The organism is Pseudomonas quebecensis (assembly GCF_026410085.1).
In the GTDB taxonomy this organism is placed as follows: domain Bacteria; phylum Pseudomonadota; class Gammaproteobacteria; order Pseudomonadales; family Pseudomonadaceae; genus Aquipseudomonas; species Aquipseudomonas quebecensis.
In genome coordinates this window covers 279,238-296,296 of sequence record NZ_CP112866.1, presented here as the reverse complement: position 1 = coordinate 296,296, position 17,059 = coordinate 279,238, and the positions used below count along the sequence as shown (strand labels likewise).

General features: G+C 54.6%; 13 protein-coding genes and 1 tRNA gene. 8 read left to right on the top strand and 6 right to left on the bottom strand.

From position 1 onward, the window contains the following. Positions 1–30 precede the first annotated feature (30 nt). From rpoD to OSC50_RS01360, 4 genes are all read left to right on the top strand, one after another. Positions 31–1,881 carry an RNA polymerase sigma factor RpoD gene (rpoD, locus tag OSC50_RS01375; RefSeq protein WP_181080222.1) on the top strand — a complete coding sequence of 617 codons (1,851 nt, stop codon included), beginning with the start codon at positions 31–33 and terminating at the stop codon, positions 1,879–1,881. Positions 1,882–2,003: 122 nt separating this feature from the next. Beyond that, positions 2,004–5,744: a bifunctional diguanylate cyclase/phosphodiesterase gene (locus OSC50_RS01370; protein WP_253509616.1), complete on the top strand. Its 3,741-nt coding sequence runs from the start codon at positions 2,004–2,006 to the stop codon at positions 5,742–5,744. A gap of 15 nt (positions 5,745–5,759) precedes the next feature. Beyond that, a tRNA-Ile gene (locus tag OSC50_RS01365) sits at positions 5,760–5,836 on the top strand. Positions 5,837–5,961: 125 nt separating this feature from the next. After that, the gene (locus OSC50_RS01360) at positions 5,962–7,074 is read left to right on the top strand and encodes a tyrosine-type recombinase/integrase (RefSeq protein WP_266247085.1); all 1,113 of its coding nucleotides are present in this window, start codon (positions 5,962–5,964) and stop codon (positions 7,072–7,074) included. Here OSC50_RS01360 and OSC50_RS01355 read toward each other — a convergent pair. Next, the gene (locus tag OSC50_RS01355) at positions 6,989–7,999 is read right to left on the bottom strand and encodes a LuxR family transcriptional regulator (RefSeq protein ID WP_266247086.1); all 1,011 of its coding nucleotides are present in this window, start codon (positions 7,997–7,999) and stop codon (positions 6,989–6,991) included. The two genes, OSC50_RS01360 and OSC50_RS01355, sit on opposite strands and share 86 nt — an antisense overlap. A gap of 292 nt (positions 8,000–8,291) precedes the next feature. On the opposite strand from OSC50_RS01355, the gene OSC50_RS01350 reads away from it, so the two are divergent. Then, positions 8,292–9,167, top strand: a complete 876-nt coding sequence (locus OSC50_RS01350; protein ID WP_266247088.1) for a helicase RepA family protein — start codon at positions 8,292–8,294, stop codon at positions 9,165–9,167. Positions 9,168–9,372: 205 nt separating this feature from the next. Beyond that, on the top strand, positions 9,373–9,906 hold the full coding sequence (locus OSC50_RS01345) for an ABC transporter ATPase (RefSeq protein ID WP_266247090.1): 534 nt from the start codon (positions 9,373–9,375) through the stop codon (positions 9,904–9,906). 393 nt (positions 9,907–10,299) lie between these two features. Here OSC50_RS01345 and OSC50_RS01340 read toward each other — a convergent pair whose 3' ends face one another. From OSC50_RS01340 to OSC50_RS01325, 5 genes are all read right to left on the bottom strand, one after another. After that, entirely contained in the window at positions 10,300–10,620 is a 321-nt protein-coding gene (locus OSC50_RS01340; RefSeq protein WP_266247091.1) for a hypothetical protein, read from the bottom strand. Next, positions 10,617–12,242, bottom strand: coding sequence for a P-type conjugative transfer protein TrbL (gene trbL, locus OSC50_RS01335; RefSeq protein WP_266247093.1), 1,626 nt, complete (start codon positions 12,240–12,242; stop codon positions 10,617–10,619). The genes OSC50_RS01340 and trbL overlap by 4 nt, the downstream gene beginning before the upstream one ends. Before the next feature lie 193 nt (positions 12,243–12,435). Further along, positions 12,436–13,167: a P-type conjugative transfer protein TrbJ gene (gene trbJ / locus OSC50_RS01330; RefSeq protein ID WP_266247095.1), complete on the bottom strand. Its 732-nt coding sequence runs from the start codon at positions 13,165–13,167 to the stop codon at positions 12,436–12,438. Further along, on the bottom strand, positions 13,164–13,397 hold the full coding sequence (locus OSC50_RS26040; protein ID WP_350355775.1) for a TraK family protein: 234 nt from the start codon (positions 13,395–13,397) through the stop codon (positions 13,164–13,166). Before OSC50_RS26040 ends, trbJ begins: the two co-directional genes overlap by 4 nt. Positions 13,398–14,522: 1,125 nt before the next feature. Then, on the bottom strand, positions 14,523–15,716 hold the full coding sequence (locus OSC50_RS01325; RefSeq protein ID WP_266247097.1) for a DNA-methyltransferase: 1,194 nt from the start codon (positions 15,714–15,716) through the stop codon (positions 14,523–14,525). 158 nt (positions 15,717–15,874) lie between these two features. Between OSC50_RS01325 and OSC50_RS01320 the strand changes: the two genes are divergently transcribed. Together OSC50_RS01320 and OSC50_RS01315 are read left to right on the top strand one after the other, a co-directional pair. Then, the gene (locus tag OSC50_RS01320; protein WP_266247099.1) at positions 15,875–16,126 is read left to right on the top strand and encodes a helix-turn-helix domain-containing protein; all 252 of its coding nucleotides are present in this window, start codon (positions 15,875–15,877) and stop codon (positions 16,124–16,126) included. Then, a complete protein-coding gene (locus tag OSC50_RS01315) occupies positions 16,116–17,033 on the top strand; it encodes a PDDEXK family nuclease (RefSeq protein ID WP_266247100.1) in 918 nt (305 codons plus the stop codon). Before OSC50_RS01320 ends, OSC50_RS01315 begins: the two co-directional genes overlap by 11 nt. Positions 17,034–17,059: the final 26 nt, after the last annotated feature.

The following is a 17,059-nucleotide window of genomic DNA, read 5'->3' as shown; positions in this document are numbered from 1 at the left end:
CCCGCCAAGACCTTCAGTGGATAGGGTGTTATGTCCGGAAAAGCGCAACAGCAGTCTCGTATCAAAGAGTTGATTCTTCTTGGTCGTGAGCAGGGTTACCTGACTTACGCGGAGGTCAACGACCACCTGCCTGAGGATATTTCAGATCCAGAGCAGGTGGAAGACATCATCCGCATGATTAACGACATGGGGATCAACGTATTCGAAACTGCGCCAGATAAGGATTCCCTTATGCTGGCCGACGCCGATACCGACGAAGCCGCCGCTGAAGAAGCTGCCGCCGCGTTGGCTGCGGTGGAGACCGATATCGGTCGCACGACGGACCCTGTGCGCATGTATATGCGTGAAATGGGCACCGTCGAGCTGCTGACACGCGAAGGCGAAATCGAAATCGCCAAGCGTATCGAAGAGGGCATCCGCGAAGTGATGGGCGCAATTGCGCACTTCCCCGGCACGGTTGACCACATTCTCTCCGAGTACACCCGCGTAACCACCGAAGGTGGCCGCCTCTCCGACGTCCTGAGCGGTTATATCGACCCGGACGACGGCATTGCGCCGCCAGCTGCCGAAGTTCCGCCGCCTGTCGACGCCAAGGCCGCCAAGGCGGACGACGACACCGACGACGACGAGGCTGAAGCCAGCAGCGACGACGAAGAAGAAGTCGAAAGCGGTCCGGACCCGGTGATCGCGGCTCAGCGTTTCGGTGCGGTTTCCGATCAAATGGAAATCACCCGCAAGGCCTTGAAAAAGCACGGTCGCGCCAATAAGCAGGCTATCGCCGAGCTGCTGGCATTGGCTGAGCTGTTCATGCCCATCAAGCTGGTGCCTAAGCAATTCGAAGGCCTGGTTGAGCGCGTTCGCAGCGCCCTTGAGCGCTTGCGTGCTCAAGAGCGAGCAATCATGCAGCTTTGTGTGCGTGATGCACGCATGCCGCGTGCCGACTTCCTGCGCCAGTTCCCGGGCAATGAAGTGGACGAAAGCTGGACCGACGCTCTGGCCAAGGGCAAGGCGAAGTACGCCGAAGCCATCGGCCGCCTGCAGCCGGACATCATTCGTTGCCAGCAGAAGCTGAGCGCGCTTGAGGCCGAGACCGGGCTGACGATTGCCGAGATCAAGGACATCAACCGTCGCATGTCGATCGGTGAGGCCAAGGCCCGCCGCGCGAAGAAAGAGATGGTTGAAGCAAACTTGCGTCTGGTGATCTCCATCGCCAAGAAGTACACCAACCGTGGCCTGCAATTCCTCGATCTGATCCAGGAAGGCAACATTGGTTTGATGAAGGCTGTGGACAAGTTCGAATACCGTCGCGGCTACAAGTTCTCGACTTATGCCACCTGGTGGATCCGTCAGGCGATCACTCGCTCGATTGCCGACCAGGCCCGCACCATCCGTATTCCGGTGCACATGATCGAGACCATCAACAAGCTCAACCGTATTTCCCGTCAGATGCTGCAGGAAATGGGTCGCGAACCGACCCCGGAAGAGCTGGGCGAACGCATGGAAATGCCTGAGGATAAAATCCGCAAGGTGTTGAAGATCGCTAAAGAGCCGATCTCCATGGAAACCCCGATCGGTGATGACGAAGACTCCCATCTGGGTGACTTCATCGAAGATTCGACCATGCAGTCGCCCATCGATGTCGCCACCGTTGAGAGCCTCAAGGAAGCCACCCGCGACGTACTGTCCGGCCTCACAGCCCGTGAAGCCAAGGTACTGCGCATGCGTTTCGGCATCGACATGAATACCGACCACACCCTTGAGGAAGTCGGTAAGCAGTTTGACGTAACCCGCGAGCGGATCCGTCAGATCGAAGCCAAGGCGTTGCGCAAGTTGCGTCACCCGACGCGAAGCGAGCATCTTCGCTCCTTCCTCGACGAGTGATCCCAGAACCCCCGGCCCAGGCCGGGGGTTTTGTTTTGCCCAGATAAAAATCCCCGCGACACCCCTCCTGCGAAATGCCCGTCTACACTCGAAACAATTCCCCGTGCCATAACGAGACCGTTATGCCCAGTTTGCCGACCGTGATACTACTGTCGCTGCTGATCTGGACCGCAACGGCTGGCGCGTTGACTCTCACCGATCAAGAGCGTGCCTGGTTGGCGGACCATCAGGAGCTGCGCCTTGGCGTGGACACTTCGTGGCCACCTTTCGAATACCGTGACGAGAATGGGCATTATCAAGGTCTCGCCGCCGACTATGTGCGACTGATCCAGGATCGCCTGGGCGTCAAGGTCAAACTGATCGAACCACCGCGCTGGGGCATGGTGCTGGAGCTGGCCCGAGACAATCAACTCGATCTTGTCCCCGGCGTCATGTCTACGCCCGAGCGCCAGAAATACCTGGCCTTTACCCGGCCCTATATCGACTTTCCGATGGTCATTCTCGCCCATGAAGGCGGAGCGCGACCGCGAAACCTCAAAGACCTCTACGGGCTGAAAATCGCCGTAGTGGACAGCTACGCCCCCCACGAACTGCTGCGCACCCATCACCCTGACCTGAATCTGGTGGCCATGCCCAACGTCAGCTCCACCCTGCAGGCTCTGGCCACCGGAAAAGTGGACGCCGTCGTCAGCGACCTCGCGTCCAGTGTCTGGAGCCTGCGCGAACTCAAACTTGAAGGCCTTTACGTCAGTGGTGAAACGCCCTACCGCTATCAACTGGCGATGGGGGTACCAAGCGAAGACAAGCTATTGGTGGGTATCCTCGATAAAGTGCTGGCCGACCTCAGCCTGGACGAAACCAACGCAATCCAGCACCACTGGGTTGGCAACTTCTCGGATAACCGCACGTTCTGGAGCGATCTGCTGTTATACGGCGTGCCGGCGCTGCTGCTGCTCAGCACCGTATTGGTCATCGTCATCCGAATCAATCGTCGGCTCAGCTCGGAAATTTCCCGCCGTGTCGCACTCGAACAGGAGCTGCGCAGCAGCGAATATCATTACCGTGGCCTGGTAGAAAGTCTGTCCGCCATCGCCTGGGAAGCCAGCATTACCGACTTCACCTACAGCTACGTGTCTCCCCACGCCGAAGAACTGCTCGGTTATCCACGCGCCCATTGGCTGATACCCGGCTTCTGGCGCAACATCATCCACCCCGCAGACCTCACCCGCGCCGAAGCTTATTGCTGGCGCGAAACCCGTGCCAATCGCGATCACAGCGTCGATTACCGAGTGATCACCGCCGACGGCCGCTGCCTGTGGGTGCGCGATATCGTCAGCCTGATCGAGCACGGCCATGAGCCGGTACTTCGTGGCTTGATGATTGATATCAGCGAGGCCAAGCGCACCGAGGAGGCCTTGCAACGCTCCGAACAGAAGTTCGCCTCGGTGTTCCAGCAATGCCCCGACATTCTGGTAATCGCACGCCTGAGCGATGGCTGCCTGCTGGAGGTCAACAAAGCGTTTGAAGACCAGATCGGTTTAAGCGCCGCCGACGTGCTGGGCAAAACCGCCACTGACCTGAATATCTGGGGTGTTGACCAAGCAGGCCCCGACCTGCTGCACCGCGTACAAACCACCAGCATTCGCAACCTGGAAATGGCGTTCCGACGCAGCAATGGCCAAGCCTTCACCGGGCTGGTATCCGCCGAACCGTTCCAGCTCGATACGGTGGAAGCCATTGTGGTAGTGGTGCGCGACATCAGCCAGTTGAAGGAAACCCAGCAACAACTGCAGACCTCCGAGGAGAAATTCGCCAAGGCCTTTCATGCCTCGCCCGACGGTTTACTGCTGAGCCGCCAGCGCGACGGGCTGCTGATCGAGGTCAACGAGGGTTTCAGCCGCATTACCGGTTTCACCGCTGCCACTTCGATTGACCAGACCGCATTGGAACTGGGCATCTGGGTCGACCTCAACGAGCGCAAACATCTGCTGGAGCTGATGCGGCGCGACGGGTTTGTGCGTGACTTCATCTGCCACATCCGCCGGGCCGACGGGCTGATACGCCTGTGCGAATTGTCCAGCCGCCCGCTGCCCATCGGTGACGAGGACTGCATGCTCACCATCGCCCGGGATATCACCGAGCGCCAATTGATGCAGGAAAAGCTGCAACAGGCCGCTACCGTATTCGAGAGCACCGCCGAGGGCGTGCTGATCACCGACACCCGGCAAAACATCAGCGCCGTCAACCGCGCCTTCAGCGAAATCACTGGCTACAGCGAGGCCGAAGCGCTTGGCGAAACGCCGAGGCTGCTGGCATCAGGGCTGCACGACAGCGCCTTCTATGCCGCCATGTGGCACCAGTTGACCGCCTATGGGCACTGGCAAGGCGAGATCTCCAACCGCCGTAAGAACGGTGAGCTCTACCCCAGTTGGCTGACCATCAGCGCCGTGCGTAACGGCGACCAGGTGACGCATTTTGTCGCGGTATTCGCCGATATCTCCAGCCTCAAACTCGCCCAGGCCCGCCTCGACTACCAGGCGCACCACGACCCCCTCACCGGTCTGCCTAACCGCACACTGTTTGAAAACCGCCTGCAGGCCGCGTTGAACGGCCAGCAGGAAACCGGCAAACAGGGCGCGGTGCTGTTTCTCGACCTCGACCGCTTCAAGCACATCAACGACAGCCTCGGCCACCCCGTTGGCGACCTGTTGCTCAAGGACATCGCCCTGCGCCTCAAAGAGCAACTGCGGGACATCGACACCGTCGCGCGCCTGGGCGGCGACGAATTCATCATCCTGCTGCCCGGCCTGCAACACCCCAGCGATGCCGAGCACCTGGCCAATAAACTGTTGGCGTGCTTCACCCCGCCATTCCAGGCCGGCGAGCACGAGTTCTTTATCAGTGCCAGCATCGGCACCAGTCTCTACCCGCAGGACGGCACCGACGTCGCCACTCTGGTCAAGAACGCCGACGCCGCGATGTACCGCTCCAAAGCCAAGGGGCGCAACCGGGTTGAAAGCTACACCCGCGACCTCACCGCACAGGCCAAGGAGCGCGTCGCCCTGGAACAAGAACTTCGCCGCGCCATCGAACGCAACGAATGCAGCCTCTACTACCAACCCAAACTGTGCCTCAAGACCCACGCGCTGATCGGCGCCGAAGCCTTGATCCGCTGGCACCACCCGACCTTCGGCGACGTGCCGCCCGAACATTTCATCCCCCTTGCGGAAGAAAACGGCATGATCCTGCAGATCGGCGATTGGGTGCTGGAGCAGGCCTGCCGCCAGCTTCACGCCTGGCAAGGCACTTTCGACGATTTCGGCCCGCTGTCGGTCAACCTCGCCGGCGCACAACTGCGCCACCCCAAGCTGCTGCCGCGCATCGAACAGTTACTGCGCGACTACCGCCTGGAGCCAGGCTGCCTGCAACTGGAGATCACCGAAAACTTCATCATGAGCCAGGCTGAAGAAGCCCTCGACGTACTGCACGAACTCAAGCGCCTGGGCGTCCAACTGGCGATCGATGACTTCGGCACCGGGTACTCCTCCCTCAGCTACCTCAAACGCCTGCCGTTGGACTTCCTGAAAATCGATCAATCCTTCGTCCGCGGCCTGCCCGACGACACCCATGACGCCGCCATCGTGCGCGCCATCATCGCCCTGGGCCACAGCATGCAATTCACCATCATCGCCGAGGGCGTGGAAAACCCCGCACAGCAAGCCTTTCTGGCCGATGAAGGCTGCGAACAAATGCAAGGCTACATCGTCAGCCTGCCTCTGCCGCCAGCACTTTTCGCCGCAACCTTCCTTCGTATGAAGGTTGAGGACTTTTCGGATAGCACAGCGAGGAAACCATCGTTATAATCCGCGACCTGTTAAGGGCCTATAGCTCAGTTGGTCAGAGCAGAGGACTCATAATCCTTTGGTCCACGGTTCAAGTCCGTGTGGGCCCACCAACTCCAAAGCCGCGCATTGCGCGGCTTTCGCGTTTCTGGCTGGTCCACCACAGATACAGTCCTATGGTCCAAGGGTACAATTTAGGTACAGTGCTGGTTCGCCAGCCGCCTAGGAGCACCCTCTCATGGCTACTCTCGTCAAAACCCCTTCCGGCACTTGGAAGGCACTCATTCGTAAAAATGGCTGGCCCACTGTCGCCAAAACCTTCCGCACAAAGCGTGATGCGGAGGACTGGTCGAGGCGTACCGAAGAAGAAATGGTGCGTGGCGTGTACATCCGGCGTAGCGGCTCGGAGAAAATGACGCTAGAGGCTGCACTCAAGCGCTACCTGAGCGACATAACCCCCACCAAGAAGCCCACTACTCAGCGTGGCGAAACCTCGAAAGCCAAGAAACTCATCGAGCACCTGGGCAAATACTCACTGGCTGCCCTCTCCGCTGAAATCATCGCCGGCTATCGTGACAAGCGCCTGAACGAACCCAGCCGTGGTGGGACCATCAGCAACAACACCGTGCGCCTCGAACTGGCCTTATTGAGCCACCTGTACACGGTAGCGATTCAGGAGTGGGGTTTGGGTCTGACGTTCAACCCAGTGCTGAACATCCGGAAGCCAAGCCCTGGGGATGGTCGTGACCGAAGATTGTCGCCGGAGGAAGAACGCCTTCTGCTTGCGGCAGTGAATCGACACAGCAACCCTATGCTGGGTTGGATTGTTTGCATCGCTCTGGAAACGGGTATGCGCTCGTCAGAGATCTCATCCCTACGTCGCCCTCAAGTGGATTTGGCAAAGCGCGTCATACGTCTCTCAGACACAAAGAACGACGGCTCCCGAACCGTTCCACTGAGCAAGCGCGCCACTGAAGTGTTCAAAGCTGCGATGGACAACCCGGTGCGACCAATCGACTGCAATTTGGTGTTTTTCGGTGAACCGGGGAAAGACGGGAAGCGTCGGCCGTATACGTTCACCAAGATTTGGGGTCAGTTGAAGAAGAAGCTTGATCTACCTGACTTCAGATTTCACGACCTGCGCCATGAAGCAGTGAGCCGCCTTGTCGAAGGAGGCATGAGTGACCAAAAGGTTGCTGCTATCAGCGGCCACAAATCTATGCAGATGCTTCGACGCTATACCCACTTACGTGCAGAAGACTTGGTCAACGAACTGGATGCTCTGGCGCGCCGCCGAGCTGGAACGAAGAAGGGATCGAAGCAAGCGCCTTTGAAACAGCCTGACGACTGATACCAATTGTCCGAGCAATCTCACTCTGGTTCAAACCGGACGCCCGAAGCATCAACATCTGCTTTTTGGTGTCCGTCAGACGTGCGTCAGTCATGAGGCGGGCCTGGCCTCTTAGTTCAACCTCATCAGCCGCTGTGAGACCAAGGCTGTGCGCATGATAAAAAGCATACCGATCAGCAATGGAACCCTCTGAGTCATCGGGAGGGCTACGCTGAGCGCTTTGCCTAGTCAGTCTTACAAGCTCAAGGCTAAAAACTTCCTTGGATCGCTTTGCCCGTAGGTATTGAGAATTCCAACTACCGTCAGCGTAACGAGGGCGGTGATCAACGCAGTAACGACTGCTTAAATGCAGAGCGTAATCGGGATCATTTTCTTCGGGCCACTCACCCGTATCGATGAGACGTGTGAGCTCAGAAGGATTACCACATACCTCACAAAGATCTCTATTACGTTGCTCATTTTGAGTTACGCCTTTCACTGGACATCGGGACCGTACTGGACGTTTACGACCACAGGCTCCGACCAATTCGACAATGGTTTCGAGCGTTCCTAAGACTTCCCGCGATTGCTCACCCGTATGTTTCGTGGCGCTAATGTACTGACGAATTAGAACTTGCTGGGCCCGCATAACAGCCTTGAAATGAATCGTACGAATTAGCGCACTCAGAGAGACCTTTCCGCCAGCCCCCACGACATAGCGACCGAAAACGGAATCATGGATGGTGAGCTGCTGAATAGCGGGATCAATAAGACCCTCTATCAGTCGCAGGATCGGAAAGCGCCTCGCACTACTCGAGTACGGTTTCCAGCTAGCAACCAGCTCCCGGATTGCTGACTCGAGAATAGGAGAGCAGCTAGACACGATTTGAATTTCAATTTCGCTGAGTTTCATGTCAACCATAATGACCAATAAAAGGAATGTCATCAACTGAGCCTCTCCCTACGATACGTATAAATCCGATCACAAGTGGAGATGAACGATGGGTATTGAAGAGAACCTCCTAGGACGGTTTGGGCCGCTGTTGAGCCTTGCCCAGCTAGCAACAATATTGGACCGCTCACCAGATGGGCTGCGGATAAGCCTGCGCACACAGAATCCTTGGACTCTACCAATCAACCGGGCCCGCCTGAAAATAGGTCGACGGGTCTACTTCCGGACTTCTCAAATTGCTGAAGCCCTTAGCACGGGCTCGTTCGAAAGCTTGGAGGGGTAGTTGATGGCAATCAATCTAACAACTGCCTTCGAGAACGAACCTCCCACGCTGGATTTCATATGGCCCGGCTTCCTTGCTGGCACGGTAGGAGCGTTGGTAGCGCCCGGAGCAACAGGAAAAAGCTTCTGGGCACTCGAGGCCGCCATGTCAATTGCATGCAGCGTTGCCGGTGGCGATCTTGTAGGACTCGCTCCCGCGCTGAAAGGCAAGGTTGTCTATCTCGCAGGGGAAGACCCGGACGTTGCGTTGGAGCGCCGCATTCATGCGATAGGCAAGCACCTGGACAGACGGGCTCGAGAAGCGATAGCTGAAAATCTCATCCTCGAACCGATCATGGGTAAACGCCTGAACGTGATGGATGATAGGCACCTTGCGCGCATCAACGAGTTTTGTGCTGGTACCAGACTGATCGTACTAGACACCCTGAGCCGTATTCACGACAAAGACGAAAACAGTAACGGCGATATGGCTCGACTTGTTGCGACGCTCGAGCACGTCGCTGCCAGTACGGGGGCATCAGTTCTGTACCTCCATCATGTAAGCAAAGGCAGTGCACGAGACGGGCAAACTGATCAGCAACAAGCCGCACGTGGCGCATCGGCACTAATCGACAACGCCCGCTGGTGCGGATTCGTCGCAAGGATGACCGAGGATGAAGCCAAGCGCTTGAGCAACCGGGCTTATGATCGGCAACCGATTGGCAAGGAACGGCGCAAGCACTTTGTGCGGTTCGGAGTGAGTAAGGGTAATTACGCTGAGTGCGATGATGATCGCTGGTATCAACGCCACGAAGGCGGTGTCCTGCTGCCAGTTCAATTGACAGAGGTTAGGAAGGCAAGCGCTCATCTGCTAGATGGGGGCGACGATGAGAGGTGGTAATTCCACGACCGCAACCAGTACCATCGCGATGGCAAGAGTGATGCTTTATCAGCCTAGCCAGCGCCCGCAGCATCGCGAAGGCGATTGGACCGATACATCATTTGGGCGTTGCCGTGTGGTAGGCAGGCTAGGCCAGCGACACGCGGATACTGTCGAAGCAGTCTTGTATTGCGCGGAACGGAAACGCCCTGTCTCAGATGGCGGTGTGGAACTTCTGGTAGACCCCGCTCGAGTTAGAAAAACAATTTCCGACAGCGGCTACAGCTTCACGCAGATTGAGAAGTTGTTTGTGGAGCTTCGTACCGCAACGATCATAATCGAAACGCCCCAGTTTGATTTCCCAATAATCGGCGGATTGATCGACCACGTTATTCCTTCGTCCAAGACACGACCTGATCCCCTAACAGGGGGAGAGCGTAATCTATGGCGGGTGCGCCTTGGCGTAGCACTGGTGATGCTGTTAGAACATGACTTGAGTTTGTTCTACGATCCGGCTCCTATTGCCCGCCTCCAGCATGGCATCAGCCAAGCGGTAGCTCGGCACGTTTTGAGTCACAAAGTAGAGCCTACAGGCGGTTGGTATCTTGACACTCTTATCGTGGCCGTCGCCGGTACGGTGCCCAATAAGGCAATGCGCGATGCACGATTCAGGCTAAGGGAAGACACGGAAAAATTGAAGGTGCTAGGCCTGGTTATCGACGGCGTTAGGGTGAGGAGGAAAGGTCCTGGTAACGCTTAAGGCGTCGCACACCCGCCCGATAGCGTCGCACACCCGCCCGACAGCGTCGCGCACACGCCCGAAACGTCGCACAGCCGCCCGGAGTGAGCAGGATATTCAGGATATTCAGATCCTGCGCGGCGCAGCCCGCGCTTGAGGCGCGGTCAGGCCTTGCCACTCGGCCTACGGCCGTTAGGCACCAAAAAGAAGGGCGGTTCTCCGTCAAACGCACACCACATCGAGCACATGGTGCATCGTGCCGTCTGCGGTCTTTGAATAGACAGCGACGGCCCTCGTCCGCATTTATAATTGAGGTGATAACCCGATTCCTCCAGAACTGGGCATAAGGAAAGAGGGATACGTTCGGAAAACAAAACCCCGCGTTCGGGCGGGGTTTTGTTGGCAGCTCAGCAATCAGCGATTGCCGGGATTCTCTCGTTTCTGGGCTTCCTGCGCGGCTTGGATGGCCATCAATACTTGTTGGTTCAGAGCGACGCTACTCTTGCTGCCCATAAGAGGTAAACGATTCATGGTCTGCGCTCCGGCAAACATGCGATAGGAAGCCGACAAAGCGAAAGGGCTTACTCGAAGCTGCAAGGCCGTATATTGGCGATCCAGACTATCGAGCTGCGGCCCATAGCCCTTGCTACGCAGCCACCTGCCGAGCGCCCACATGCCGATGGCGAATGTCGAGGCTAATATTACGAATCCAGCGAATATCAGAACGTCCATCATGGTTTTTTCTCCGGTAGATCGTTGTTCGAGGTCACGCCCGGCACTTTGAGCGAGGCGACGCGGCCGGGAGTAGAGCTAGTGTCCGAGGCCGGGCGGATAACGTTAGAATCTGCTTGTGAAGGCTCCGTGGCTGATTCTGCTCCATTGGCCAGGGTGGTCGAGTTGATATCATCGGGAACTGGTGCCGGAGATCCTGCACCGGGAGATAATGTGTGCGCATTCTCCATACCCGGCACTGCCATCGAGGCCATCACGCCGAGCATCTTTGCGCCACCATTGGCCGCTTGGGAAAGTGAGCTGCCGGAGCTAACAACTCCCCCTTTTGGTGTCGCCTGCTGGTCTTTGTCGTCGCTTTCTAGCGCGGCCCTTCCGGCCTGCCTGGCGACCTGCTGTACACCGCTGCTTGGAGAGGACTGCGCGGCCGACGCCTGCCCGGCAGGCTTGGCGAAGCTGCCGCCGACCTTCGCGCCTGCGGAACTGGCACCCTTGGCCGCTGCGCCGCCGGTGCTGGCACCCACGCCGGAGGACGCCGCTGCCCCCATAGACGACGCGGCACCACCTGCGGAGCTGGCACCGGCAAAGCTGGAGTTAATCGCCCCCGCCAGACCGCCGCCGAGTCCACCGACACCCGCTGCCCCAGCCGCGGCTGCGCTACCAGTACCGGCAGCACCGAGGGCAGCAGCAGGAGCCGCCGCCCCGACTGTGGCGATGGTGGCCGCAGCCGCAGCCGCCCCGGCAGCACCGGCCACTGCCATCCCGCCAATGGCCGAGCCGCCACCCATTGACGTGCCGCTAATCATGCCACCGATCAGGTCAGGAATTGTCTTCGTGAGGTAACAGCACACCAAGGCCAAACCGACCATTGTCACCAATGACGCTTCGTCATTGGTGTAGGCGGCCAACCACTGTTTTGCCGACTGTACGATCAGGCCGACAATCAGGGTTAGTACAAATAGCTTGGCGCCAATAGCAACGGTAAAGCGCATTGGCGCAATTGCAAAATCCCGCGTCCATTGCGAACCGCCAAAGCCGAAGAACAGCACGGAAGCATTGATGATGACGTAAGACTCTACGAGCGTGACAAACATGAATGCAGCGATGAAGGCGAAACATGCCAACACAAGGATTGCACATACAGCGATCAGAAGTCCCTTAGCTGGGGAGAACACTGAAATGCCCTGCACCATGGTGCGGCCAAAATCCAGCGCAACTGCCAACATGTCGCCGGGTTCTAATGCACGCCCGAGGCCGCTCGCCGAGGCCGCCGCATCGCGAAAACTTTCGACAATTGCCGTCGACCATTCCACCGAGTACTTCATGACGGCAAGGAAGAAACCGATCACCAGCACGAAGCGCAGTAGCTCGCCGACAATCTCGCCGAAATCGGCTTGCTTCATCACCAAAGGCATGAACGTCCAGATGAACTGGATCGAGGCTAGCAGCCAGAACAGTCTGATCGCATAGTCATACAATGTCCCTGACCACTGGTGCGACTGTTGCAAAACGAGGTCGAGTAGACCCTGAATCGATGTATCGGCATGGGAAAGGTCGGTCGCGGCCACAGCATCCCCGCCCACGAACACACCAGCCAAGGCGAGTAACGACAATAGAAGACGATCCATAGCTAGTACCCCCTCACGCCGCCGCGAGTGTTCGGGCGCGCCTCAAATGAGGCATCAGCGTCGTGCTGTTGCCTTTGTTGCTCAGCCACCGCATCACATTCGCTGTTAAGTAGAGCCACCACGGTGACTATGGAGCCTGCCATCGCAGCCCCGGCGCACATCAATGCGATTAGCCATCTCGAAATAGTCATTCTCAGTACTCCTTCACGCCGCCGCGTGTGTTTTTGCGCGCTTCAAACTGCTGTTCAGCGGCTTCGCTAACGGCCTTCCGGTCGCCTTGCTGGGCAATGTAGTTGCCCTGCATGTTGATTTGGGTGGCCATCAGATCGCGCAGTTTCTGCAGTTGCTGCACGTTCTGCGAGGCGATTTCGTTGCCCGCCTGTATGGCTTGCATGCGGCCTACGGCTGACTGCGAACGGGCCACCATGCGATCAAGCTGGACGTCTTCAGACTCGAACGCGCTGGTATTGAGGTTTACCGCCTCGAGTGCCGTCTTTACGTTGTCGCTGCCTTGTTCCGACCACTTCTGATAGCGATCCCGCGCCGGGACTTCCGCCGAGTTCGCGGCTTGATTCAGGTAGGACTCAAAGCCGGGAAAAGCCGTGTTGAACTGTGAATCCATATTCTGAATTTGGCGGCCCAAGGCCTGCGAGCGGGTGTAGATGTCAGCCACGCTCTTCAAGTCGGCCGCGATGCTACCGAACATTGAATTGGGTAGGGCTGCGCCCTGAGTAACCATGTTTTGGTACTGCTGAATTTGCGTTTTTAGCTGTTCAGCAGTGTTTAACGTAGTGCTGACAGCCTCAGCGTATTCGAACATCTGTTGATAAAATGTAGAACAGTTTGTGCAATATATGGCGAAAGCGTTTCTTCCTGAAAGAAGAAATATTAATAATGATACGAAAACTTTAGGCAACTGCTTCATTTCGAAGCCCTCTGAGATCCGCACGTGACAATCCGCCGAGCTCTTTGACAATAGCGAGCTACATACCTAGTAAATTGTGAGTATCCGAAGCTGAAGACGCTTGCATGATGATCATATATTTCAGCTAGCGTGTGCCCTCGGGCAATTTTTTTCTCCAGCTCGGCTCGTATTGAAAGAAACTCCGAGCGACCAGATCTCTTATAGATAACTCTCGAATCGTCTTTTTTCATTGGTGCTCCTCCTACGCGTTTTATTGCGTTTTACCACGGACGAGCTAACGCGAAAACAACCACTAAGCAAGTTAGTTAATACTAATGCAAGCTAACGCGATTCAATGCGAATCTATGCGAATCTATGCGATTGTGTGCGACTTCGATAAATTAACAGCTTAGTAAACAGTAATCGCATACAATCTTATTCAGCCGTACGGCAAGATGTGTGTTGTGGGCCCACAGGCTTCGCCTGCCCCCCACCACCTATATTTATTCGCCCTCGGCTCAACACATATTGCTCTGCGAGGCGCACGGCCGCTACCGCGTATAAGCGGTAAAAAAGGTAACCACAGGAGAGATCATCCCAGGCGCCACCAAAGAAAAAAAGCGGCTCGCCACTGCAACCCAATCGAGTTCTGGTTAGTGATGAGAGGTAACCGCCTATTACGACCAAAACCGACGAGGCTGGCACGTTGCTGTCGGGCTATTTCTAGGCATCGGTTCCAACACACCGACTCGGTCTTTCGTTGACCAAATCACTGTAGATGAGTTGGGCACGATCAACGCTAATTCCGGAGGGCGCGACGTTTTTTAAACTTCTCTTACAGACTAAACTTAACTAAACAAGGACTACAATAGTAACTCGTCGTGCCGCTTTGAAGATGCAGCTTAGATCATTATTCCAGCCACTCTAAAGACTAGATTGTTAGAGCATTTATAAGATACCCTCTTTATCTATGCATTTCTCAAAGGCCCACCCACCATCCCGACTTTCGGTGGCCAACAGCTAGGTAGGTCAGATGCTTTCGATGAATCATGCATGCCGCAATTGCATTAGCCTTAGACGTTTACGTTTACGTTTACGTTTACGTTTACGTTTACGTTTACATCAACGATCTAGAGCGGTCTGCCTTGGCGTCCAGGTATTTCCCAGCTATGCGGGGTACTTATGCCATATAGATTGTTGCCGCGCGCGGCCCTGACTCGACTACAATCCGATTGGACATATTTTGCAGATGGGCTCAGCCCTTATATATCACTTTGCGCAGCTGAAATATAAGGGCATCTCGGTTTATGCACATTTCCGCATCTCTGTCGGATTAGAGACATATTTCCCTAGCCGAACCTACGATACCGACTGAATTATTCATTTTTCTTACTAACCGATTGGGCAGTCCACAAACCACGCAGCTCGCGTTCCCGGGCAATAGCTGGAACAAAGAGATGATTCAGCTTCGCGCGGATGCGTTCTAGGTGTTCTTGATCGTCACTAATATTTTCAAATCTCTGGACTATATCTTCACAAGGACCTATTTCGCATCCTATCCAACGTCTTCCTTTCAATTCGGACACAACATACGTTGTTCCCGACCCACCGAATGGATCGAATACTAGGTCACCCTCGTTAGTTGACATCTCAATAATCCTGTCAAGCAACTTAATCGAGAGCTCATTTGACCCAACTCTCTTCTTGTACTTTGCATGACGTACAGGCGGAATATCTGTCCATATATCCGTCAAACTAATACCTAGTGGATTCATTTTATGTTTATATCCGCCATAATCCTTAATATCTCCATAACAACTAGGACATGTAGGAGTAGGAAGACGGTCCGCCACTAGCTTATTAGCTTTCTCACCTTTCACAAAATACAAAAGTGAGTAGTGCGAGGGATACAATCTACCTTGAATAGGCAAGCTGTACTTAATATCAACTCCAACCCAGTGCTTAAACGTCAAAGAACCATGAAGAAAATTAGTAATACTACTGTTCCACACTGGAAGATTCCAAGTAAACAAAGCCCCACCATGCTTTAGCACTCGGACACACTCCTTAAGCCATTCCTCCATCCACTTCAGATATTCCTCTTCTCTAATATTATCATCCATGTTGGAGGGATAAAGTTTGTCAAGGTTAAACGGTGGGTCGGCAAAAACCAAGTCAACAGAGTCACTTTCAATAGATCGTAAAACTTTTAAACAGTCCGCTTCATAAAGTTTGCCTAACGGAGTTTCAAACACCTCTTTGAGATTTGATACTAATCTTTCATCAGGTGCAGACGAATTTATAGCTCGGAGAACCTGATCAGAACTATTCTGGATAAGTTCAATCAAAGCACGATCGAGCCTACCCATCTTCAGACGAAGTTGAACTTCCGAAACACCAAAAATTTCCGTGACTTTCGTTAAATCAAAACCAGATGGAACCACGTTTTTATGATTGTAAAAATTCAGTCTAGATAGTGGAATCCCTGTCCGTAGGGCTAAAGATTTGACTTCAGATTTTACGCGATGGTCAACGCCTAAAGCCTCGAAAAATTGATTGGAGTACGTCATTTAAGCCCTATCAAAATAAACAGAGAAATTATCCACAGATTTTACCACGCCAAACCCGAAATTTTCTAGGGTTGCACATTAAGGGACCCCTGGGTCCCTCGAGCTTTAACCCTTGAATGGTAGCTTTCTATCCATTGTTTTGCGGACAGGGGCTACCGATGGACACGAAGAAAGCAAAGAAGGCGTATGACATTCTCGGAGCGCTTTTACGGCAAGCCAGAAATAGCGCTGGTTTAACCCAAGATGACGTTGCTGCATCACTCAATGTTGATCGCCGCCATTACGGCAGAATCGAGAGTGGTCAAAGCAAGATCTCAGTGGTACGTCTTATTGAAGTGTGCCAAGTCTTTGGCGTAAACCCTGGAGATATAGTTACTCGACTCTACGAGGCGTCCAACTATGAAAATTAAGTTGGAGCACGATGGCGAGTTCATACCACCGGCCGTATTGCATACGTCTATGGAAATTATTTCAACCTGCCTTCAGAAAATTGCGACTTGTGACAAAGGCTTTATTATAAATGATACCATACATTTTAGGAGACAAAGAAACAACAAGGTTACCCCATGTGTAATGAATTCAGCCAACTTCATTTCCAGACGCTTCCAGTCAAACTTGGCAGCATTCGATGGCTGCCGAGGTGAGACAAAAATAATTGAGCAAGATATCGACGGCATCGTAACATGCCAGTACTCGGGCATAGGCTATAAAATTCGCGACAAGAATAAGCTTCTCGAAGTCTTGCATAACTACATTAGATGTAAAGGCCTACCGCCCGACTCAGTCTTTACTTTATTCCCAATGTTTTACGGCATGTATGTGCAAAGTGACATTTATGACATCGCCCATCTCGCGCCCGAAGACCAACAATTATTTGACAAAGTAGTTGTTGATAAAACTTTCAGACTCGGGGTGGAGTTCGAGACCGGAAACGTTGCCAGCTCGTTCCGCGCTATAAACAAGTTATTTATTCTATTTCAAGCTGGTCACATCGACGCAGGAATATTTGTCACCAGTACCGATAAAAGTAGCTCAGCAACCCGAATCTGGCCAGTTTCAAACCGAAACGGATCATTCCAGGAACTGCGGCAGCGAAATTTCATGAAGCAAATTTCATTACCCCTTATTTGCATAGGGTTTGCTCCTGATGGCTTCGACAGCAACGCTCCCTTCTTGGGCAGAACCGGTGCATTATACGATATACAGCACACAGGCAGACAGTCACCTCCTTTTGACATTTATATCGGAGAGGACGGTGAAGAAATACTTCGACCGACAGGGGTTACTCTTCCTAATAGCACCTCATTAATGCTTTAAACAAAAAACCACATAAGGGCCCACTA

Bases quoted from the DNA above. Each gene is read 5' to 3' on its own strand.
- OSC50_RS26040 (WP_350355775.1), bottom strand. From the start codon at position 13,397: ATGAAAAAAGACGATTCGAGAGTTATCTATAAGAGATCTGGTCGCTCG.
- OSC50_RS01370 (WP_253509616.1), top strand. From the start codon at position 2,004: ATGCCCAGTTTGCCGACCGTGATACTACTGTCGCTGCTGATCTGGACC.
- OSC50_RS01360 (WP_266247085.1), top strand. From the start codon at position 5,962: ATGGCTACTCTCGTCAAAACCCCTTCCGGCACTTGGAAGGCACTCATT.
- OSC50_RS01350 (WP_266247088.1), top strand. From the start codon at position 8,292: ATGGCAATCAATCTAACAACTGCCTTCGAGAACGAACCTCCCACGCTG.
- OSC50_RS01325 (WP_266247097.1), bottom strand. From the start codon at position 15,716: ATGACGTACTCCAATCAATTTTTCGAGGCTTTAGGCGTTGACCATCGC.
- rpoD (WP_181080222.1), top strand. From the start codon at position 31: ATGTCCGGAAAAGCGCAACAGCAGTCTCGTATCAAAGAGTTGATTCTT.
- trbJ (WP_266247095.1), bottom strand. From the start codon at position 13,167: ATGAAGCAGTTGCCTAAAGTTTTCGTATCATTATTAATATTTCTTCTT.
- trbL (WP_266247093.1), bottom strand. From the start codon at position 12,242: ATGGATCGTCTTCTATTGTCGTTACTCGCCTTGGCTGGTGTGTTCGTG.
- OSC50_RS01355 (WP_266247086.1), bottom strand. From the start codon at position 7,999: ATGACATTCCTTTTATTGGTCATTATGGTTGACATGAAACTCAGCGAA.
- OSC50_RS01320 (WP_266247099.1), top strand. From the start codon at position 15,875: ATGGACACGAAGAAAGCAAAGAAGGCGTATGACATTCTCGGAGCGCTT.
- OSC50_RS01315 (WP_266247100.1), top strand. From the start codon at position 16,116: ATGAAAATTAAGTTGGAGCACGATGGCGAGTTCATACCACCGGCCGTA.
- OSC50_RS01340 (WP_266247091.1), bottom strand. From the start codon at position 10,620: ATGATGGACGTTCTGATATTCGCTGGATTCGTAATATTAGCCTCGACA.